Origin of the sequence: Streptomyces sp. NPDC006430, from assembly GCF_040612395.1 — a bacterium.
Lineage (GTDB): Bacteria > Actinomycetota > Actinomycetes > Streptomycetales > Streptomycetaceae > Streptomyces.
The window spans coordinates 184,274-203,961 of record NZ_JBEXQA010000006.1 but is presented as its reverse complement, the minus strand read 5'-3'; the positions used below and the strand labels follow the sequence as shown (position 1 = coordinate 203,961).

Below are 19,688 nucleotides of genomic sequence, written 5' to 3'. Positions count from 1 at the left end.
AGCGCTCACCGGCGGGGCTGTGCGAACCGATGTTGACAGCGGGTCGGACGGAGTAGCATCCCGCGCAACATCAACGTGATTCACGGCACCGTGGAGGAACGAAATGCAGTCGACTGCACGGGTTCTGGTCTACAGCGACGACGCGAGCACCCGGGAGCAGGTGCGACTGGCGGCCGGGCGCAGGCCGGCCGCGGACCTGCCGCCGGTCGAGTTCGTGGAGTGCGCCACGCTGCCGGCCGTCCTGAGCGAACTGGACGCGGGTGGCATCGACGTGTGCGTCCTGGACGGCGAGGCGGTTCCGGCGGGCGGCATGGGGGTGTGCCGGCAGATCAAGGACGAGATCTTCCAATGCCCGCCGGTGTTGCTGTTGATGGGACGTCCGCAGGACGCCTGGCTGGCCACCTGGAGCCGCGCGGACGCGGCGGTGACCCTTCCGGTCGACCCGGTGGAGTTCGCGGACGCCCTGGCGGGCCTCCTGCGCCCGCGGCTGTCACTGGACGCGTAGCCCGTGCGGTAGCACGCCCGCCCGCCCCTCGGACGCCCCGCGCCCGTTCGCGTACCCGGGCACGGCGCGCAAGGGCCGGGCACGGCGCGGTACGGCCCGCGCCGGCCCCGCAACCGCCGCCGGCGCGCAGGGCTCCTGTGAGGCTCCTGCGCGCCGGTACGGGGCCGTACGGGTCGCCCCGGGCCCGGGTGTTCAGACCTGCGGGCGCAGTCGGGCCTGGTCCACCGGGCTGCGGCCGTCCTGGGTTCCCTTGAGCAGGGCGCTGCCCTCGCGCCAGTCCTTCCAGTCCACGTTCCAGTCGCCGAAGCCGTTGCCGAAGGGTTCCATGTCGTTGCCGATGCTGTTGACGACCTTGACGATGTCGCCTTCGGTGATGTTCGCGTAGAACCAGGCCGCGTCGCCCGTGCTCATGCCGGTGCAGCCGTGGCTGACGTTCTCGTAGCCCTGGGAGTCCACGGACCACGGCGCGGCGTGGACGTATTCACCACTCCAGGTGACGCGGGTCGCGTAGTAGACGGGCAGGTTGTAGTACTCGCTGCCGCCGATGCCGACGGTGTCGCCGCGCATCTGGACGTAGTACTGCTTGCCGAGCACCACCTTGACCCCGTTGCGGGTGGAGAAGCCGGGCTTTCCGGTGGTCACCGGAATGGTGTTGATCACTTCCCCGTTCCGCTTGAACGTGAGGTGGTGGGAGGACGCGTCGGTGATGGCCTCGACGCGATCCCCGATCTCCAGCTTCAGCGGCTTGCTGATGGCCCCGTGGAGCTCGTCGGAGATCTTGACGCCCTCCAGATTGCTCCGTACGGAGATGGTGGAGTGGGCGGGCCAGTACTCCTTGGGGCGGAAGTGGAGATGCTTGTCGTCCACCCAGTGCCAAGCGCCTTCGACCCCCGACGGGGTGTCGACGATCAGGCCGCGTTCGACCAGGGCGCGGGCGGCCTTGTCCTTGACGGGCTCGTTGAGTTCGGCCGTGATGGGCTGTCCGACGCCGTACTTGCCCGCGTCCGGCCCGAATTCGACCTTCAGGACCTTCTTGGCCGGAGTGGTCTCGAACATCAGCGTGCGCCGCCCTGGAGCGCCGCGTTCGTTCTCGGTGGTCACCGTGACCGCGTAGTGCACGCCGGCGGCCATCGGGACGGTGCTGTGCCAGCGGTCGCCCTTGGCGCTCAGTTCGCCCGCGAGGCGGCGGCCCTGGGTGTCCACGACGGTCACGTCGGTGATGCGCCCGCTACCCGCCTTGGCGGTGACTTCCAGGGGCCGGTCGGGATCGACGGGGCGGCCGCCCTTGGGCTGGTTGAAAGCGACTTGATCGCCCGCGTCGAACGGGCGGGCTGACAGCGGGTCGTCGCCGGACCCGCAGGCGGTGGCGCCGGCCACGAGGGACGCGACCAGCAGGGAGCAGCTGAGTACCGTCCAAAGACGCGGTGAGTGCTTCATGGAGCCAACGCTATGAAAATATGACAATTACGGCGCGCCGGATGACTCCAAACGAGGGGCCCGGACTCCTCCATTGGAGGTATCCGGGCCCTAGGTCTTTGACTGTGGTGCTGTGGTCCTACTGGTTCTGGTTCTCACCGCGGTAGTACTCGTACACCCAGCCCCACAGGCCGATCACGATGATCGGGGCCGAGAAGTACATGAGCCACCAGCCGAAGATGACGCCCATGAACGCGAGCGCACCGCCGATGCCCAGCGAGAGCGGCTGCCAGCTGTGCGGGGAGAAGAAGCCCAGCTCGCCCGCCTCGTCGGCGACGTCGGCATCCAGGTTGTCCTGGGCCATCTCGTCCACGCGCTTGGCCGTGAAGGCCAGGTAGTAGCCGATCATGACGCTCAGGCCGAAGCCCAGGAAGAGCGCGGTGGTTCCGACGGGTTCCTTCGCCCACACGCCGTACACGACGGCCATGATCAGGATGAAGACGGAGAGCCAGAGGAACATCCTGCCTTGGATCTTCACTTGCCGGCCTCCTTGCCACCGGTGACGGCCTTGGTGCCGGCGCTGTGGTCCTCAAGGTGGTCGAGGGCCGCGATCTCCGGGTGGTGCAGGTCGAACGCCGGGGATTCGGAACGGATCCGCGGCAGGGTGAGGAAGTTGTGCCGCGGCGGCGGGCAGGAGGTCGCCCACTCCAGCGAGCGCCCGTAACCCCACGGGTCGTCGACCTCGACCTTCTTGCCGTACTTCGCCGTCTTCCAGACGTTGTACATGAAGGGCAGCATCGACAGGCCGAGCAGGAACGAGCTGATCGTGGAGATCGTGTTCAGCAGGGTGAAGCCGTCTGCGGCGAGGTAGTCCGCGTAACGACGCGGCATGCCCTCGGCACCCAGCCAGTGCTGCACCAGGAACGTGCCGTGGAAGCCCACGAACAGCGTCCAGAAGGTGATCTTGCCGAGGCGTTCGTCCAGCATCTTGCCCGTGAACTTCGGCCACCAGAAGTGGAAGCCGGAGAACATCGCGAAGACCACGGTGCCGAAGATGACGTAGTGGAAGTGCGCGACGACGAAGTACGAGTCGGAGACGTGGAAGTCCATCGGGGGCGAGGCCAGGATGACGCCGGTCAGACCACCGAAGGTGAAGGTGATCAGGAAGCCGACGGCCCAGAGCATCGGGGTCTCGAAGGACAGCGAGCCCTTCCACATGGTGCCGATCCAGTTGAAGAACTTCACACCGGTCGGGACCGCGATCAGGAAGGTCATGAACGAGAAGAACGGCAGCAGCACACCGCCGGTGACGTACATGTGGTGGGCCCACACGGTCACCGAGAGGCCGGCGATCGCGATCGTCGCCGCGATCAGACCGATGTAACCGAACATCGGCTTGCGGGAGAAGACCGGGATCACTTCGGAAATGATGCCGAAGAACGGCAGGGCGATGATGTACACCTCGGGGTGTCCGAAGAACCAGAAGAGGTGTTGCCACAGCAGCGCGCCGCCGTTGGCCGCATCGAACACGTGCGCACCGAACTTGCGGTCGGCCTCCAGCGCGAAGAGCGCGGCGGCCAGCACCGGGAAGGCGAGCAGGACCAGAACACCGGTCAGCAGCACGTTCCAAGTGAAGATCGGCATGCGGAACATCGTCATGCCGGGCGCGCGCATGCAGATGATCGTGGTGATGAAGTTGACCGAGCCGAGGATCGTGCCGAAGCCCGAGAAGGCCAGGCCCATGATCCACATGTCGCTGCCGATCCCGGGCGAGTGGACCGCGTCGGTCAGCGGGGAGTAGGCGAACCAGCCGAAGTCGGCCGCACCCTGCGGGGTGACGAAGCCGGCCGTCGCAATGATCGAGCCGAAGAGGTACAGCCAGTACGCGAACATGTTCAGCCGCGGGAACGCCACGTCGGGCGCGCCGATCTGCAGCGGCATGATCCAGTTCGCGAAGCCCGCGAAGAGCGGGGTGGCGAACATCAGCAGCATGATCGTGCCGTGCATGGTGAACGCCTGGTTGAACTGCTCGTTCGACATGATCTGCATGCCCGGACGGGCCAGCTCGGCGCGCATGAAGAGCGCCATGATGCCGCCGATGATGAAGAACACGAACGACGTGACCAGGTACATCGTGCCGATGGTCTTGTGGTCGGTAGTGGTCATCCACTTCACGACGACATTGCCCGGCTGCTTGCGCCGCACCGGCAACTCGCTCTCATACGAGTCGGCGGCGGCACCCTGAGATTCGTTGAGGATGCTCACAGTTTGTTCGTCTCCGCATTCCGGGCCGGGTCAGTCTGCTTGATGCCGGCCGGGAGGAAGCCGGTCTGCCCCTTCTCGGCCAGTTCCTTGAGGTGCGCCCGGTATTCCTCGGGCGAGACGACCTTGACGTTGAAGAGCATCCGGGAGTGGTCGACGCCGCAGAGCTCGGCGCACTTGCCCATGAAGACGCCCTCTTGCGACGGCGTGACCTCGAAGACGTTGGTGTGACCCGGGATGACGTCCTGCTTGAAGAGGAACGGGACCACCCAGAACGAGTGGATGACGTCGTTCGAAGACAGGATGAAACGGACCTTCTCGCCCTTGGGCAGGTAGAGGGTCGGCCCGGGGTTACCGGTCTGCGGGTTGCGGTCGCCGGGGACGCCCTTCTCGTAGACACCTTCGGCGCCTGCGGGGAAGTCCTTGGAGAAGCGGTCCGGGATGGAGGCGAGCTCCTTCGGAACCGCGCCCGCCTTCGGGGTCGCCCCGTCACCGTCGACGTTCTCGACGTAGTTGAAGCCCCAGCTCCACTGGAAGCCGACCACGTTGATCGTGTGCGCCGGCTTGGAGAGCGCGAGCAGCTTCGACTCGTCACGCGCGGTGAAGTAGAACAGCACCGAGACGATGATGAGCGGGACCACGGTGTACAGCGCCTCGATCGGCATGTTGTACCGGGTCTGCGGGGGGACCTCCACCTTGGTCCGGCTGCGCCGGTGGAAGATGACGCTCCACAGGATCAGGCCCCACACCAGGATGCCCGTGGCCAGAGCGGCCGCCCACGATCCCTGCCACAGGGACAGGATGCGAGGCGCCTCCTCCGTGACGGGGTAGGGCATTCCGAGGCGGGGGAAGTCTTGCCAGTTGTAAGAGCAACCAGTGGCGGTCGCCAGGACCACGCCCGCAGTCAGCGCCTGCAGCAGCTTCCGCCGCATCGGGCGCCGCGGCGAGCGGTCGGAGCCGTAGGGACTCACGTAGCGCCTTCCCGAGAGTCTCGGCCCGCGCGGCCGGCCGCGGCCGTATTCGGGTCGGTCGCCGGCCCTGACGCAGGCAGGGGTTTGGATGTTTATGCGGACCAAACCCTACTGGACGCTATTTGGGGTCGCGCGGGGAGGGTGCCCAACGCGCCGCTACTGCCCCCGAAGGGATGGATCCGCCGTACGGGGGACGGCCCAACACCCCCCGAACGGCGGCCTGCGGGGGGCATCTGACGGCCCCTGACCTCGGGTGGCCGCGCCAGCCGGTTAGCGTGGCCGGATGCCGTACTTCGACACCGCGTCCGCCGCCCCCCTGCACCCCGTGGCACGGCAGGCGTTGCAGGCCTCCCTGGACGAGGGCTGGGCCGACCCCGCCCGGCTGTACCGGGAAGGCCGGCGCGCCAGACTGCTGCTGGACGCGGCGCGCGAGGCCGCTGCGGAGGCGGTGGGCTGTCGCCCCGACGAGCTCGTGTTCACTCCTTCGGGAACGCACGCGGTTCACACCGGCGTCGCCGGAGTCCTCGCCGGCCGGCGGCGCGTCGGCGGCCACATGGTCGCATCGGCGGTCGAACACAGTTCCGTCCTCCATGCGGCGGCGGCGCACGAGGCGGCCGGGGGGACGGTGACCCTGGTCCCGGTGGACCGCAGCGGCGCGGTGTCCCCGGCGGAATACGCCTGCGCCCTGGACGCGTCGACGGCCCTGGCCTGCCTCCAGTCGGCCAACCACGAGGTGGGCACCGTACAGCCGGTGGCGGAGGTGGCCGAGGCCTGTGCGACGGCCGGGGTGCCGCTGCTGGTGGACGCTGCACAGTCGCTGGGCTGGGGGCCGGTGGCGGGCGACTGGTCGGTGCTCACCGCGAGCGCGCACAAATGGGGCGGGCCGGCCGGGGTCGGGCTGCTGGCAGTCCGCAAGGGGGTCCGCTTCTCGCCCCAAGGGCCCGCCGACGAACGGGAGTCGGGCCGCTCCCCCGGCTTCACCAACCTCCCGGCCATCGTGGCGGCGGCGGCCTCGCTGCGGGCCGTACGGGCCGAGGCCGACGCGGAAGCGGCCCGGCTGAGGATCCTGGTGGACCGTATCCGGCGCCGGGTGGCGCGGCTGGTGCCGGACGTGGAGGTGGTCGGGGACCCTGAGCGGCGGCTGCCGCACCTGGTCACCTTCTCCTGCCTGTACGTCGACGGCGAGACCCTGTTGCACGAGTTGGACCGGGCGGGCTACTCCGTCTCCTCCGGCTCCTCCTGCACCAGCTCCACGCTGACCCCGAGTCACGTGCTGCGGGCGATGGGCGTGCTGTCGGAGGGAAACGTACGGGTCTCCCTACCGAGGGGGACGACTGCGCAGGAGGTCAACGGCTTCCTGGAGGTCCTACCGGGGGTGGTGGCGGGGGTCCGCGCCACCCTCGGGGTGACGGAACCGGCGCCGGACGAGCCGGTTGCGGACGCGCTGGAGGTCGACGCCCTCGGCCTGCGCTGCCCGCAGCCGGTGATCGAGCTGGCCCGGGTCATCCGTACGGTCCCGGTCGGGGGGACCGTGACCGTCCTGTCGGACGACGAGGTGGCACGGCTGGACATCCCCGCGTGGTGCGCGATGCGCGGCCACACCTACCTGGGTGAGGCCCCCCGCCCCGCGGGGGTGGCGTACACCGTCCGCCGCCAGGTCTGAGGCGACGGACGCCCTTGGGCCCGTCGGGCGGGGCCGCGGGGTGCCGGGCCCGGCACCCCGCGGCGGAGGTCAGGCCGCCAGGTGGCTGCGGACGTCGGCTGCGGCGGGCTCGCCGTAGGCCTTCGTGAAGCGCTCCATGAAGTGCGCCCGGGCCAGGGTGTACTCCTGCGTGCCCAGCGTCTCGATGACCAGCGTGGCCAGCATGCACCCGAGCTGCGCGGCCCGCTCCAGGCCCACGCCCCAGCCCAGACCGGTCAGGAAGCCCGCGCGGAACGCGTCGCCGACGCCCGTCGGGTCGACCTTCGCCGTCTCCTCCGGGCAGCCGACCACGATCGGCTCCTCGCCGGCCCGCTCGATCCGCACGCCCCGGGAGCCCAGCGTCGTCACCCGGGTGCCGACCTTGGCGAGGATCTCCTCGTCCGTCCAGCCGGACTTCGACTCGATCAGGCCCTTCTCGTACTCGTTCGAGAAGAGGTACGTCGCGCCCTCCATCAGGGTGCGGATGTTCTCGCCGTCCATCCGGGCGATCTGCTGCGAGAAGTCCGCCGCGAACGGGATGCCCCGCGTCCGGCACTCCTCCGTGTGGCGCAGCATCGCCTCGGGGTCGTCGGCGCCGATGAGGACCAGGTCGAGACCGCCCACCCGGTCCGCGACCGCCTTCAGCTCGATCAGGCGGGCCTCGCTCATCGCGCCCGTGTAGAAGGAGCCGATCTGGTTGTGGTCGGAGTCCGTGGTGCACACGAAGCGCGCGGTGTGCAGCACCTCGGAGATCCGTACGGACGCGGTGTCGACGCCGTGCCGGTCCAGCCAGGCACGGTACTCGTCGAAGTCGTAGCCGGCCGCGCCGACCAGGATCGGGTTGATGCCCAGCTGGCCCATGCCGAAGCAGATGTTCGGGCCGACGCCGCCCCGCCGTACGTCGAGGTTGTCGACGAGGAAGGAGAGGGAGACCGTGTGCAGCTGGTCCGCGACGAGTTGGTCGGCGAAACGGCCGGGGAAGGTCATGAGGTGGTCGGTGGCGATGGAGCCGGTGACTGCGATACGCACGGCGTGGATGCTCCTGCGAAGGTCGGCGAGGGGACAGTCAAAGCTACCCGGTCGCAGCCCGGCAGCCGACCGCCCGAAACTACCCCGTAGTAGGTCTTTCTCCGCCCGCCGCGCCGTGCCTACCGTGCCCCATGACCTACACCGATGGTTTCGGGTACACCGAGTACACCGCCGACACGCGGCCCGGCTTCGCACGGCTGCTGGGTGACTGCGCCAGGATGGCCCCGCACTGGGCGGTACCGGCGGACCCCCGGCCGGCCCGGGTGGCGCCCTCGCAGATCCACGGGATCAGCGTCCCTCCGGCCTCGGCCCGTCTGATCGCCTCCACGGCCGAGTACGGCGACTAGCGGAGCCGCGGAACCGGATGGCCGCCCGCTCCGTCACACCGGCATCAGCCACGGCGGTACGGGCGAAGGAGCAAGCGGTGACCAGCGAACAACCCGACACATCACGCGGCACACGGCGGCGGCCGGCCTGGGCCATCGGCTCGATCGCCGCCGCCGTCCTGCTCACCGGCGGCGGTACGGCGTACTGGGCGTCGACGGCCCACGGCGACGGTGCGACGGGCGGCCGTACGGCTGACAGCGCGGCCTCGGCGCCCCGCGTCGAGCCGAGCCCCCCCGGGCCGGGCATCGCCCCGGGCGAGCCGGATCCGCACGGCAGCGGGGTGACCTACCGGGCGGACGTGCCGCTGCCCGAGGCCCCGGCGACCGCGCCGACCTTCGCCGCGACCGGGGAGGTCACCTCGGAAGAGGTGGCCCGGCTCGCGACGGCCCTCGGCATCCAGGGCGCCCCGCGGCTCAACGGCGAGATCTGGCAGGTCGGGGAGACCGCGGACGGCTCCGGCCCCCGGCTCGCGGTGAACCTGAAGGCCCCCGGAACCTGGAACTTCTCCCGCTTCCAGCCCGGCAACGGCGCCGGGGACGACTGCCAGCGCGGCAAGGACACCTGCGGCCCCGCCACCCTGCCCCAGGGGGCCCAGGACGCGGCCGGCACCGGAGGCAACGGCGCACAGGGCGGCAAGCCGGTGACCGAGGAGGCCGCCAAGGCCGCCGCCGCCCCGGTGCTCGCCGCCGTGGGCCAGAGCGGCGCCAAGCTGGACGCCCGGCTCACCCAGGGCGCCGTCCGCGTGGTGAACGCCGACCCGGTGATCGGCGCAATGCCCACCCAAGGATGGTCCACCAAGGTCAGCGTGGGCGCGGACGCGCAGGTGGTGGCGGGCAGCGGCGAGCTGAAGGCACCCACCCGCGCCGCCGAGCAGCCGGTGGTCGGGGCCGTCGAGGCGCTGGCCCGGCTCAACCGCGCCTCGGCCGGGTCGGACGGTACGGGAACCGGCCCCAGCGGCTGCGCGACCGCGGTCCCGCTGACCCCGGACACCCCGGTCGGGCCCACGGACACGCCGCCCTGCAACCCCGAGCCGCGCCCGATGAAGCCGCCGCGGACCGAGACCGTACGGGGGGCCGTGCTCGGGCTGGCCCCGGGAACGGTGGACGGGGCGCGTGGCCTGGTGCCGGCCTGGCTCTTCGAGGTGGACGGTGGTAAGGGCGCGCCCCCGCACACGGTCGTCCAGGCGGCCGGGGAGAACGCCTCCGCGGCCCCGACGGCTCCCAAGGGCGGGCGTACCGTGCCCGGGGTCTCGTACACGAACGCCGACCGGAAGCTGACGGTGAACTTCTGGGGCGGGGTGTGCAGCACCTACGCCCTGGAGGCGCGGGAGGAGGCCGGCTCGGTCACGGTGAGGATCACCGACACTCCGAACGAGCCGGGCCGGGCCTGCATCCTGCTGGCCCAGGAGATGACCGTGTCGGCGACGCTCCAGCAGCCGCTCGGCGAGCGCAAGGTGATCGACGCGACCACGGGCAAGCCGCTCCCCCGGCAGTAGCCCGGCATGCGAAGGCCCCCGGCACCGCTCGGTGCCGGGGGCCTTCGTCGTACGGGCTCAGCCGTACTGGACCCAGCCGTACGGGCTCAGCCGTACTGGACCCAGCCGTACGGGCTTAGCTGAACGAGTCGCCGCAGGCGCAGGAGCCGGTGGCGTTGGGGTTGTCGATCGTGAAGCCCTGCTTCTCGATGGTGTCGACGAAGTCGATCGAGGCGCCGTGCAGGTAGGGGGAGCTCATCCGGTCCGTGACGACCTTCACGCCGTCGAAGTCCTTGACGACATCTCCGTCGAGGGAGCGCTCGTCGAAGAAGAGCTGGTAGCGCAGGCCGGAGCAGCCACCGGGCTGGACGGCGACGCGGAGCGCCAGGTCATCGCGGCCTTCCTGCTCCAGCAGGGTCCTGACCTTCTCGGCGGCGGCGTCGGACAGGAGGATGCCGTCGCTCACAGTGGTCTTGTCGTCCTGTACGGACATCTGCATTCACTCCCGAAGTGGGCGGCTCCCCGCCTCAGGCAGGGAAACGTCGGACTCTTGCCGTCGATGGCAACGAGCGGGGCCGCGGATTCATTCCGGACCCGACGCATGTTTCAGATATTCATGCTCGCACACCCCCGTGGAGAGGTGGACCCGACGGACCGGCCGCTTACGGGGCGAATTCGTCACATCGACACTATCGGCATCGTCAAAGTGACGTGAAGCGGCTATCATAGATAGCGTCAAATAGACGAGAAGTCGAAGCCCCGCTTCGGAAGTCCCCTTGTCGCGGAACAGAAAGGGTGCGTGTCGTGACCACCGCCCAGCCTTTGGACGTCCAGCCGACGCCCCTTGCCCTGCTGCTGCTCGGCCGCGAGGCCGACCCCAAGAGCGAGCGCGGGGTGGAGTGTCCCGGCGATCTGCCCTCGCCGTCGGACCCGGACCTGGTGGCGCGCGCCCGCGCGGCCAAGGAGAAGCTCGGGGACAAGGTCTTCATCCTCGGCCACCACTACCAGCGTGACGAAGTCATCGAGTTCGCCGACGTCACTGGCGACTCCTTCAAGCTCGCCAAGGACGCTGCCGCCAAGCCGGAGGCCGAGTACATCGTCTTCTGCGGCGTCCACTTCATGGCCGAGTCCGCGGACATCCTGACCTCGGACAACCAGAAGGTCGTCCTGCCCGACCTGGCCGCCGGCTGCTCCATGGCCGACATGGCCACCGCCGAGCAGGTCGCCGAGTGCTGGGACGTGCTGACCGAGGCGGGCATCGCCGACGTGACGGTCCCCGTCTCGTACATGAACTCCTCCGCCGACATCAAGGCCTTCACCGGCAAGCACGGCGGCACGATCTGCACCTCGTCCAACGCCGAGCGGGCCCTGGGCTGGGCCTTCGAGCAGGGCGAGAAGGTGCTCTTCCTCCCGGACCAGCACCTGGGCCGCAACACCGCCGTCCGCGACATGGGCATGTCCCTCGACGACTGCGTGCTCTACAACCCGCACAAGCCGAACGGCGGCCTGACCGTCGAGGAGCTGCGCGGCGCCAAGATGATCCTGTGGCGCGGCCACTGCTCCGTGCACGGCCGGTTCTCGGTCGACTCGGTCAACGACGTGCGCGCCCGTATCCCCGGCGTGAACGTCCTCGTCCACCCCGAGTGCAAGCACGAGGTCGTGGCGTCCGCGGACTACGTCGGCTCGACGGAGTACATCATCAAGACGCTGGAGGCGGCCCCGGCCGGCTCCAAGTGGGCCATCGGCACCGAGCTGAACCTCGTCCGCCGCCTGGCGAATCGATTTGCCTCGCAGGACAAGGAGGTCGTCTTCCTCGACAAGACGGTCTGCTTCTGCTCCACGATGAACCGCATCGACCTCCCGCACCTGGTCTGGACCCTGGAGTCGCTGGCCGAGGGCAACCTTGTCAACCAGATCCAGGTCGACAAGGAGACGGAGAGCTTCGCGAAGCTCGCCCTGGAGCGCATGCTCGCGCTCCCGTAGTCCCGGAACACCGATCGCCGAAGAGGGGCGCCCCGCCGCGCGGGGCGCCCCTCTTCGTACGCGTGGCCCACGGTCAGACCGTGGCCGGGGTCTCCTCGTCCGACGAGGCCGACGGGGTCGGGACCACCGTCAGGCGGGCCGTGCGCTTCGCGCGGCGGCGCTCCTTGCGGAGCTCGATGGCCGTGTAGAGGGTCGGCACCAGGAGCAGCGTCAGCAGGGTCGAGCTGACGAGGCCTCCGATGACCACCACCGCGAGCGGCTGCGAGATGAACCCGCCCTCACCGGTGACACCGAGCGCCATCGGCAGCAGGGCGAAGATCGTCGCCAGTGCCGTCATGAGGATCGGGCGCAGCCGGTGCCGGCCGCCCTCGATGACCGCTTCGACGACCCCGAGGCCCTGGGCGCGGTACTGGTTGACCAGGTCGATCAGGACGATCGCGTTGGTCACGACGATGCCGATGAGCATCAGCATGCCGATCATGGCCGGAACGCCCAACGGCGTGCCGGTCACCAGCAGCAGGCCGAGTGCGCCGGTCGCGGCGAACGGGATGGAGACCAACAGGATCAGCGGCTGGATCAGCGAGCGGAACGTGGCCACGAGCAGCATGAACACGATCGCGATGGCTGCGAGCATGGCCAGGCCCAGCGAGGCGAAGGCGTCGCTCTGGTCCTCGGAGACGCCGCCGATGGTGGCCGTCGCCCCCTCGGGCAGGTCGAGCGCCTTGATCTTCGTCTGGAGCGCGGCACCGATCGCGCCGGTGTTGTCGCCGACCGGCTTCGCGGTGACGGTGGCGGCGCGGGCGCCGTCGATGCGGGTCATCGAGACCGGGCCGGGGACCACCTTGACCTCGGCGACGTCACCGAGCCGGACCGGGCCGACGGGGAGCGCCTGCAGTTCGGCCAGGGTGGTGGCCGGCTGCGCGGACTTGATGACGATGTCCCGCTCGGTGTCGTCCAGGACGGCCTTGCCCGCCGGGTTGCCCCGTACGGCCTGGGCCACGATCGCGCCGAGCGCGGCCTGGTTCAGGCCCGCCTCGGCCGCCTTCGGGGTGGCGGTCACCGAGATCCGGGGCACGGACTGCGACAGGTCGCTCTGCACGTCGGTGACGTCCGAGAGCGTGGCCACCTCGGCCCGGACCTGCTCGGCGGCCTTCGCCAGGACGTCCGCGTCGCCCGCCTTGACGATCACGCTGAGGTTCTGGCTGCCGAAGCCGCCGCCCGCGGAGATGCTGGTGTCGCCGATGCCGTCGAGCTGGCCGAGGGCGTCCTCGATGCGCTTCTTGACGGCCTCCGAGTCACCGGAGTCCTCCAGGGTGACTTGGTACGAGGCCTGGTTGGACCCGGTACCGCCGCCGAAGGCGGCCAGGAAGCCGGAGGAGCCGACGGTGACCTGGTAGTCCTTGACGCCCTTGACCCCGGTCAGGGCCTTCTCCACGGTGCGGCTCGCCTGGTCGGAGGCGGCCAGTGAGGTACCGGGGGGCAGCTGCTGCTTGACCGTCAGGACGCTCTGCTCACCCTGGTCGAAGAAGTTGGTCTTCAGGAGGGGAGCCATCCCGAAGGTGGCGACGAGGACCACGACCGCTACGGACAGGGTGGCGATCCGGCGCCGGGTGACCAGGCCCAGGGCCCGTACGTAGAACCGCTGGAGGCGGCTCTTGGCTTCCTTCTCCTCGGCCTCGCGCCGCGCCTTGTCGGGGTTCTCGGCAGCGCCCCGGGGGGCGCGCAGGAACCAGTACGAGAGCACCGGCACGACCGTCAGCGAGACGATCAGCGAGGCCAGCAGGGCGGCGGCCACCGTGAGCGAGAAGGGGCCGAAGAACTCGCCGACCATGCCGCCGACGAAGCCGATCGGCAGGAAGACGGCGACGGTGGTGAGCGTGGAGGAGGTGACCGCGCCGGCGACCTCCTTGACCGCGGAGATGATGGCGGACTCGCGCTCCTCGCCGTAGCCGAGGTGGCGCTTGATGTTCTCCAGGACCACGATCGAGTCGTCGACGACGCGGCCGATGGCGATGGTGAGCGCGCCCAGCGTCAGCATGTTGAGCGACAGGTCGCGGGTCCACAGCACGATCAGCGCGAGGACCACGGACAGCGGGATGGAGACCGCGGTGACCAGGGTCGAGCGCAGCGAGGCCAGGAACACCAGGATCACGATCACCGCGAAGAGCAGGCCGAGCAGGCCCTCGGTGGTCAGGCTGGAGATGGACTTGGCGACGGGCGGGCCCTGGTCGCTGACCACGGTCAGTTCGGCGCCGGCGCCGAGGGTGGAGCGCAGCTCGGGCAGCTTGTCCCGGACGGCGTCGGAGATGGCGACGGCGCTGCCGTCCTTGTCCATGGTGAGGACGAGGGCGAGGCTGGGCTTGCCGTTGGTCCGGGTGAGGGAGACGGCCTTGGCCGGCTCCTGCTTGACGGTGGCGACGTCGGCCAGGCGTACGGCCGGCTTGCCGGGGCCGGCGCTCAGGCGCAGGTCCTCCAGCTGGGCGAGCGAGGTGTAGCCGCCGCCGACGCGGACGGTCCGGTTCTTGCCCGCCTCGTCGAAGGAACCGGCGGGGACGGTCGCGCCGCCGGCCTGGAGGCCCTGGGCGAGGCCGGCGCCGTCGAGGCCTGCGGCGGCCAGCTTGGCGTTGTCGGGGGTGACGGTGACCTGGAGGTTCTGGACCCCGTCGACGCTGACCTGGCCGACGCCCGGGACGTCTTCGAGGACCGGTACGACGGAACGGTTCAGCTGGTCGGCCAGCGCCTGCTGGTCCTTGTCCGAGGTGACGGCGAGGACGACGGTCGGGATGTCGTCGGTGGAACCGGCCACGACCTGCGGGTCCACCTCGGCGGGCAGCCGGACGCGAGCCCGGTTCACGGCCTGCTGGACGTCGGCGACGAGCTGCTTGGTGCCGCTGTCGCCGTAGTCGAACTTGGCCATGATGAGGGCGTTGCCCTCGCTGGCGGTGGAGGTGATGCCGGTGATGCCGTCAACGCCCTTGAGGGTGGCCTCGATCGGCTCGATGACCTGCTTCTCCACCACGTCGGGCGAGGCGCCCTGGTACGGCGCGAGCACGGACACCATCGGCAGTTCGATGGACGGCAGCAGCTGCTGCTTGAGCTGCGGGATGGCAATGGCGCCGAAGAGCAGTGCGGTGATCGAGACGAGGCCGATCAGCGCTCTTTGGGCCAGGCTGAAGCGGGACAGCCAGGACATGGGTGTGGGATCTCTCTGCAGTGGCGTGCGCGTGGACCGCGAAGGCCGCGGGGCCCTTCAGCTTTGCCCACCCGGGGGTGGTGCTGCGTCGCCCCCAGGTGCCGTCCTTATGTGCGGCATACCGCGTCCGCAGTACGCGGCCGTACTGCGCGGCCTCGCCGTGGGTCGCACCGCGGATCGTGCCGGGGCCCGTACCGGGGCCCGTGCCGTGGGCCGTGCCGCTACTCGCCCCGGGGCCGGACCAGTCCCGATTCATAGGCGATGACCACCAATTGGGCCCGGTCGCGGGCACCGAGCTTGGCCATCGCCCGGTTCACGTGCGTCTTGACGGTGAGGGGGCTGACCTCCAGCCGACCGGCGATCCCGTCGTTGGAGAGGCCCGCGGCGACGTGGACGAGGACCTCGCGTTCCCGGCCGGTCAACGCGGCGAGCCGCTCGGCGTGCGCCGAGGCCGGGGCGGCCGGGTCCGCTCCCCCGCCCTGGGCGAGGAAGGAGGCGATGAGCCCTTTGGTGGCGGCCGGCGAGAGCAGCGCCTCCCCGGCGGCGGCGACACGGATCGCGTTGAGCAGTTCCTCGGGCTCGGCGCCCTTGCCCAGGAAGCCGGAGGCGCCGGCCCGCAGGGACTGGACGACGTACTCGTCGACCTCGAACGTCGTCAGCATGACCACGCGGACGGCGCCGAGTTCGGGGTCCGCGCCGATCATGCGGGTGGCGGCGAGCCCGTCGGTGCCGGGCATCCGGATGTCCATGAGCACGACGTCGGCCCGGGTCTGCCGGGCGAGCGCGTAGGCCTGGGCGCCGTCGGAGGCCTCACCGACGACCTCCATGTCGGGCTCGGAGTCGACGAGCACCTTGAAGGCGCTGCGCAGCAGGGCCTGGTCGTCGGCGAGCAGCACCTTGATGGTCGTCGGCGTCTCTTCCACGCCCCGACCCTACGCGTTCCCCCGACCGGGCCGGGCTCCCGGGCCCGGTGGCCCGGGGTCAGCCCAGGGCCAGAACCACCAGTGCGGTCGTCGCCGAGGTCTCGGCGAGAGCGCCGAAGACGTCGCCCGTGACGCCGTCGAAGCGGCGCACGCACCGGCGCAGCAGCAACTCCGCCACGGCCAGGGCGACCAGGACCGCCCCCGCGGACCGGGCGGCTGCCCACGGGCCGAGCGGCGCGGCCACGGCCGCGGACAGGACCACCACCGACGCGGCGACCAGTGCGGCCGAGCCGCGCGGGACCACCCCGGCGACCGCCGCTCCCAACCCCTCGGGGCGGGCCGCCGGTACGCCTTCGCGGGAGGCGAGCGTCATGGCCAGTCGGGCGGTGACGGCCGCCAGGACCGATGCGAGGGCGCCGCGGACCCAGCTGTCGGCGTAGGCGTTCGACAACGCCGCGACCTGGATCAGCATCACCAGCATCAGCGCCACCACTCCGAAGGGGCCGATGTCGGACTGCTTCATGATGCGCAGCGCCGCGTCGGCCGGCTTCGCACTGCCCAACCCGTCGGCGGTGTCGGCGAGGCCGTCCAGGTGTAGCCCCCGGGTCAGTGCGGCCGGCACGGCCACGGCGACGGCCGCCGCGAGCAACGGGCCCCCGCCCAGGACCAGCAACAGCACTCCGGGCACGGCCGCGAGCACACCCACGACGAGCCCGGCGAGCGGGGCACAGGCCATGCCGGTGCGGGCCGCGGGCCGGTCCCAGCGAGTGATGCGGGCGGGCAGCACGGTGAGCGTGCCGAACGCGAAGCGCACGCCGTCGGGGAACGAGGCGCGGTGCGCGGGCGGGGTCGTGTTCGACTCCGCGGGCTGATCGTCGAACGAATCTGTCATCGGCGCGAACGCTACCCGCTCGCCGGGAGCGGTAAATTGCCCATTACGGGAAAATCGGGGAGCCGCCACGACGGGAAGCTGCGGTATGGGTCACTGGTGGTATCGGAACATCGTCGAACCGGGGAAGCTCCCGCTGCTCCTCGCCCTGCTGTCGTTCGTCCTGTCGTTCCTGGTCACCCGGGTGATCACCCGCCTGATCCGGGCCGGTCGGGGCCCCTTCAAGAACGTCACCCCGGGCGGGATGCACGTCCACCACGTGGTGCCCGGCGTCATCCTCGTGATCATCGGCGGGTTCGGTGCCGTCGGCAGCGGCCGGTACGGCTTCGGCGCCATGCTCTCCGCCGTCATCTTCGGGATCGGTGCCGGCCTGGTGCTGGACGAGTTCGCGCTGATCCTGCACCTCGACGACGTCTACTGGAGCGAACAGGGGCGCAAGAGCGTCGAGATCGTGGTCCTGACGGCCGCCCTGGTGGCGCTGGTCCTGGGCGGGTTCTTGCCCTTCGGCGTCAACGACCTGACCACCGACGAGCGGCAGAGCCGCGGGCTCATCGTCATGAACACCGCCACCAATTTCTTCCTGGCCCTGGTCGCCCTGTGGAAGGGCAAGGCACGCACCGCGCTCTTCGGTACCGTCATCCCCCTGGTGGCACTGATCGGCGCGGTCCGGCTGGCCCGGCCCACCTCCCCCTATGCCAAGAGGTTCTACGCGAGGCGCCCGCGGGCCCGCGCGAAGGCCACGCTGCGCGCCTTCCACCACGACCGGCGCTGGGCTGCCCCCCGCCGCAGGTTCGAGAACTTCATCGGCGGTACTCCCGATCCACCGCAGGCCGCGGTCTCCACGAAACCGACGAAGCACTGACCACGCGGCGGCGCCCGGCCCGCCCCCTGGAAGGGGCGGACCGGGCGCCGTCACGTCCGTGTCCGTGTCCGTGTCCTGACGGGCGCTCAGCCCGGGATCAGGCCGTCGTCGCTGAGCAACTCCCGAACCTCTTCGAGCGAGGCCTCGGAGGCGGGAAGGATCAGCTCGGACGGTTCCAGGGCGTCGTCCGGCAGCGGCTCGCCGAGCCGCCGTACCGCGTCGAGCAACGCGCCCAGCGTGCGCCGGAAGCCGTCCTCGTCACCGGCTTCCATCTCCGCGAGCAGCTCGTCGTCCAGCCCGTTCAGCTCGGCGAAGTGAGCGTCGTCCAACTTCCACTGGCCTTCCCCCATGATGCGGACAATCATGACGGGCCCCGTCCTACTGCTTGTCGAAGCGGTGCTGGGTCTGCGGCTGCTGGGCGCTGCCCGGGGTGCCGCCCTCGATGGCCTGCTGCTGCGCGGACGGGCCGCCGGCCAGCTCGGCCTTCATCCGCTGGAGCTCCAGCTCGACGTCCGTACCGCCGGAGAGGCGGTCCAGCTCGGCCTGGATGTCGTCCTTGGAGCCGAGGCCGCTCCGGTCGTCGAGGGCGCCGGAGGCCAGCAGCTCGTCGATCGCGCCGGCACGGGCCTGCAGCTGGGCCGTCTTGTCCTCGGCCCGCTGGATGGCCAGGCCGACGTCGCTCATCTCCTCGGAGATCCCGGAGAAGGACTCCGCGATCCGGGTCTGCGCCTGGGCCGCCGTGTACGTGGCCTTGATGGTCTCCTTCTTCGTACGGAAGGCATCCACCTTGGCCTGGAGGCGCTGCGCCGCGAGGGTCAGCTTCTCCTCCTCGCCCTGGAGGGTCTGGTGCTGCACCTCCAGGTCGCTGACCTGCTGCTGGAGCGAGGCGCGGCGGGACAGCGCCTCGCGGGCCAGGTCTTCGCGGCCGAGCGCCAGAGCCTTGCGGCCCTGGTCCTCCAGCTTGGCGGACTGGCCCTGGAGCTGGTTCAGCTGCAGCTCCAGACGCTTGCGGGAGGTCGCCACGTCGGCGACTCCGCGGCGCACCTTCTGCAGCAGCTCCAGCTGCTTCTGATACGAGTAGTCGAGGGTCTCGCGCGGGTCCTCGGCCCGGTCCAGGGCCTTGTTCGCCTTCGCGCGGAAGATCATCCCCATACGCTTCATGACACCGCTCATGGGCTTCGCGCGCCCCCTTCTGACGGACTTCGCTCCAGGTCACCAGCCATGGCGACAGCCCGGTCTCCCGAGCCGAACGCCATCAGAACCCACAGTACGGGCCCTGTCTCCATTACCGCACTGTTCGTGTACGGATGCGCTCCTCCTCCAGGACGACTCCACCCCCGTCTGTGTCAGGCGTAGGGAGTAGGTGCTCCCCCGACCGGCGCCGAGGGGCCCGGGAGAAAGGTCCGATCCGATGTAAGAACCCTGCACAGGGAAGACGCCCGCCGTTGCCGGATCGTTCCCGGACGGGGTGGGGTACCCGTCCGCAACCACGTAGGCTTGGGTTTTGTGTTTGGTAGCCGCTCCTCCAAGGAAGAGAAGGCCGCCGCCACCGACAAGGTGAGCGCCGACCTCTCGCAGCCCCGTGACCCGCAGGCCCCGAAGGGCCGCCCGACGCCGAAGCGTGCTGTGGCCCAGTCGCAGCGCAAGGCCGTGGTGGCCTCGACCGGCAACCGCAAGGAGGACGCCAAGCGTGCGCGTGAGCGCCGCCGAGTAGAGCTGGCCAAGCAGCGCGAGGCGCTGGCCAGCGGCGACGAGCGTTACCTGCCCGCCCGTGACAAGGGCCCCGTCCGCCGGTTCGTCCGCGACTTCGTGGACTCCCGGTTCTCGGTCGCCGAGATGTTCCTGCCGCTGGCAGTGATCATCCTGGTGCTGAGCATGGTCCGGGTGCAGTCGATCCAGAGCATCGCGCTGATGCTGTGGCTCGGCGTGATCGCCCTGATCATCGTCGACTCCGTCGGCCTCGCCTTCCGCCTGCGCAAGGCCCTCGCCGGGCGCTTCCCCGACGAGCCCCGCCGCGGCGCCGTCGCGTACGGCCTGATGCGCACCCTCCAGATGCGCCGGCTGCGCCTGCCGAAGCCCCAGGTCAAGCGCGGGGAGCGACCCTGAGCGCAGG

18 protein-coding genes are annotated in these 19,688 nt (G+C 70.3%); 7 read left to right on the top strand and 11 right to left on the bottom strand.

Annotated elements, in window-relative coordinates:
• Window positions 1-103: 103 nt before the first annotated feature.
• Window positions 104-505: a hypothetical protein gene (locus ABZZ20_RS12240; RefSeq protein ID WP_356869320.1), complete on the top strand. Its 402-nt coding sequence runs from the start codon at window positions 104-106 to the stop codon at window positions 503-505.
• A 192-nt stretch (window positions 506-697) separates the two neighbouring features.
• Here ABZZ20_RS12240 and ABZZ20_RS12235 read toward each other — a convergent pair whose 3' ends face one another.
• The 4 genes from ABZZ20_RS12235 to coxB all read right to left on the bottom strand — a co-directional run bounded on the left by ABZZ20_RS12235 (window position 698) and on the right by coxB (window position 5,154).
• Window positions 698-1,942, bottom strand: a complete 1,245-nt coding sequence (locus tag ABZZ20_RS12235; RefSeq protein ID WP_356869319.1) for an Ig-like domain-containing protein — start codon at window positions 1,940-1,942, stop codon at window positions 698-700.
• 118 nt (window positions 1,943-2,060) lie between these two features.
• Entirely contained in the window at window positions 2,061-2,459 is a 399-nt protein-coding gene (locus ABZZ20_RS12230; protein WP_356869318.1) for a cytochrome c oxidase subunit 4, read from the bottom strand.
• On the bottom strand, window positions 2,456-4,186 hold the full coding sequence (gene ctaD, locus ABZZ20_RS12225; RefSeq protein ID WP_356869317.1) for a cytochrome c oxidase subunit I: 1,731 nt from the start codon (window positions 4,184-4,186) through the stop codon (window positions 2,456-2,458). The genes ABZZ20_RS12230 and ctaD overlap by 4 nt, the downstream gene beginning before the upstream one ends.
• Entirely contained in the window at window positions 4,183-5,154 is a 972-nt protein-coding gene (gene coxB, locus ABZZ20_RS12220) for a cytochrome c oxidase subunit II (protein WP_356869316.1), read from the bottom strand. Before coxB ends, ctaD begins: the two co-directional genes overlap by 4 nt.
• Window positions 5,155-5,437: 283 nt before the next feature.
• Here coxB and ABZZ20_RS12215 point away from each other — a divergent pair, with 283 nt between their 5' ends.
• Window positions 5,438-6,817, top strand: coding sequence for an aminotransferase class V-fold PLP-dependent enzyme (locus tag ABZZ20_RS12215; protein ID WP_356869315.1), 1,380 nt, complete (start codon window positions 5,438-5,440; stop codon window positions 6,815-6,817).
• A gap of 69 nt (window positions 6,818-6,886) precedes the next feature.
• On the opposite strand, the gene ABZZ20_RS12210 is transcribed toward ABZZ20_RS12215, so the two are convergent.
• Window positions 6,887-7,864, bottom strand: coding sequence for a carbohydrate kinase family protein (locus ABZZ20_RS12210; RefSeq protein ID WP_356869314.1), 978 nt, complete (start codon window positions 7,862-7,864; stop codon window positions 6,887-6,889).
• A 131-nt stretch (window positions 7,865-7,995) separates the two neighbouring features.
• On the opposite strand from ABZZ20_RS12210, the gene ABZZ20_RS12205 reads away from it, so the two are divergent.
• Both ABZZ20_RS12205 and ABZZ20_RS12200 read left to right on the top strand, forming a co-directional pair.
• Entirely contained in the window at window positions 7,996-8,211 is a 216-nt protein-coding gene (locus tag ABZZ20_RS12205; protein WP_356869313.1) for a hypothetical protein, read from the top strand.
• Window positions 8,212-8,288: 77 nt separating this feature from the next.
• Window positions 8,289-9,746 carry a hypothetical protein gene (locus tag ABZZ20_RS12200; RefSeq protein WP_356869312.1) on the top strand — a complete coding sequence of 486 codons (1,458 nt, stop codon included), beginning with the start codon at window positions 8,289-8,291 and terminating at the stop codon, window positions 9,744-9,746.
• A 115-nt stretch (window positions 9,747-9,861) separates the two neighbouring features.
• Here ABZZ20_RS12200 and erpA read toward each other — a convergent pair whose 3' ends face one another.
• Window positions 9,862-10,218, bottom strand: a complete 357-nt coding sequence (gene erpA / locus ABZZ20_RS12195; protein ID WP_030010511.1) for an iron-sulfur cluster insertion protein ErpA — start codon at window positions 10,216-10,218, stop codon at window positions 9,862-9,864.
• Between the two features lie 302 nt (window positions 10,219-10,520).
• Between erpA and nadA the strand changes: the two genes are divergently transcribed.
• Window positions 10,521-11,708 carry a quinolinate synthase NadA gene (gene nadA, locus ABZZ20_RS12190; protein ID WP_356869311.1) on the top strand — a complete coding sequence of 396 codons (1,188 nt, stop codon included), beginning with the start codon at window positions 10,521-10,523 and terminating at the stop codon, window positions 11,706-11,708.
• A 73-nt stretch (window positions 11,709-11,781) separates the two neighbouring features.
• On the opposite strand, the gene ABZZ20_RS12185 is transcribed toward nadA, so the two are convergent.
• The 3 genes from ABZZ20_RS12185 to ABZZ20_RS12175 form a co-directional block, all read right to left on the bottom strand.
• On the bottom strand, window positions 11,782-14,901 hold the full coding sequence (locus tag ABZZ20_RS12185; protein WP_356869310.1) for an efflux RND transporter permease subunit: 3,120 nt from the start codon (window positions 14,899-14,901) through the stop codon (window positions 11,782-11,784).
• A 221-nt stretch (window positions 14,902-15,122) separates the two neighbouring features.
• A complete protein-coding gene (locus tag ABZZ20_RS12180; RefSeq protein WP_356869309.1) occupies window positions 15,123-15,824 on the bottom strand; it encodes a response regulator transcription factor in 702 nt (233 codons plus the stop codon).
• A 58-nt stretch (window positions 15,825-15,882) separates the two neighbouring features.
• Window positions 15,883-16,716, bottom strand: a complete 834-nt coding sequence (locus ABZZ20_RS12175) for an adenosylcobinamide-GDP ribazoletransferase (RefSeq protein ID WP_356869308.1) — start codon at window positions 16,714-16,716, stop codon at window positions 15,883-15,885.
• Between the two features lie 85 nt (window positions 16,717-16,801).
• On the opposite strand from ABZZ20_RS12175, the gene ABZZ20_RS12170 reads away from it, so the two are divergent.
• Entirely contained in the window at window positions 16,802-17,575 is a 774-nt protein-coding gene (locus ABZZ20_RS12170) for a hypothetical protein (RefSeq protein ID WP_356869307.1), read from the top strand.
• 86 nt (window positions 17,576-17,661) lie between these two features.
• Here ABZZ20_RS12170 and ABZZ20_RS12165 read toward each other — a convergent pair whose 3' ends face one another.
• The gene (locus ABZZ20_RS12165; protein WP_356869306.1) at window positions 17,662-17,940 is read right to left on the bottom strand and encodes a hypothetical protein; all 279 of its coding nucleotides are present in this window, start codon (window positions 17,938-17,940) and stop codon (window positions 17,662-17,664) included.
• A 13-nt stretch (window positions 17,941-17,953) separates the two neighbouring features.
• A complete protein-coding gene (locus ABZZ20_RS12160; RefSeq protein ID WP_356869305.1) occupies window positions 17,954-18,748 on the bottom strand; it encodes a PspA/IM30 family protein in 795 nt (264 codons plus the stop codon).
• 324 nt (window positions 18,749-19,072) lie between these two features.
• Here ABZZ20_RS12160 and ABZZ20_RS12155 point away from each other — a divergent pair, with 324 nt between their 5' ends.
• Window positions 19,073-19,681: a DUF3043 domain-containing protein gene (locus ABZZ20_RS12155; RefSeq protein ID WP_356869304.1), complete on the top strand. Its 609-nt coding sequence runs from the start codon at window positions 19,073-19,075 to the stop codon at window positions 19,679-19,681.
• Window positions 19,682-19,688 lie beyond the last annotated feature (7 nt).

Bases quoted from the DNA above. Each gene is read 5' to 3' on its own strand.
- ABZZ20_RS12240 (WP_356869320.1), top strand. From the start codon at position 104: ATGCAGTCGACTGCACGGGTTCTGGTCTACAGCGACGACGCGAGCACC.
- ABZZ20_RS12165 (WP_356869306.1), bottom strand. From the start codon at position 17,940: ATGATTGTCCGCATCATGGGGGAAGGCCAGTGGAAGTTGGACGACGCT.
- ABZZ20_RS12170 (WP_356869307.1), top strand. From the start codon at position 16,802: ATGGGTCACTGGTGGTATCGGAACATCGTCGAACCGGGGAAGCTCCCG.
- ABZZ20_RS12235 (WP_356869319.1), bottom strand. From the start codon at position 1,942: ATGAAGCACTCACCGCGTCTTTGGACGGTACTCAGCTGCTCCCTGCTG.
- ABZZ20_RS12185 (WP_356869310.1), bottom strand. From the start codon at position 14,901: ATGTCCTGGCTGTCCCGCTTCAGCCTGGCCCAAAGAGCGCTGATCGGC.
- ABZZ20_RS12160 (WP_356869305.1), bottom strand. From the start codon at position 18,748: ATGAGCGGTGTCATGAAGCGTATGGGGATGATCTTCCGCGCGAAGGCG.
- ABZZ20_RS12215 (WP_356869315.1), top strand. From the start codon at position 5,438: ATGCCGTACTTCGACACCGCGTCCGCCGCCCCCCTGCACCCCGTGGCA.
- ABZZ20_RS12205 (WP_356869313.1), top strand. From the start codon at position 7,996: ATGACCTACACCGATGGTTTCGGGTACACCGAGTACACCGCCGACACG.
- ABZZ20_RS12175 (WP_356869308.1), bottom strand. From the start codon at position 16,716: ATGACAGATTCGTTCGACGATCAGCCCGCGGAGTCGAACACGACCCCG.
- erpA (WP_030010511.1), bottom strand. From the start codon at position 10,218: ATGTCCGTACAGGACGACAAGACCACTGTGAGCGACGGCATCCTCCTG.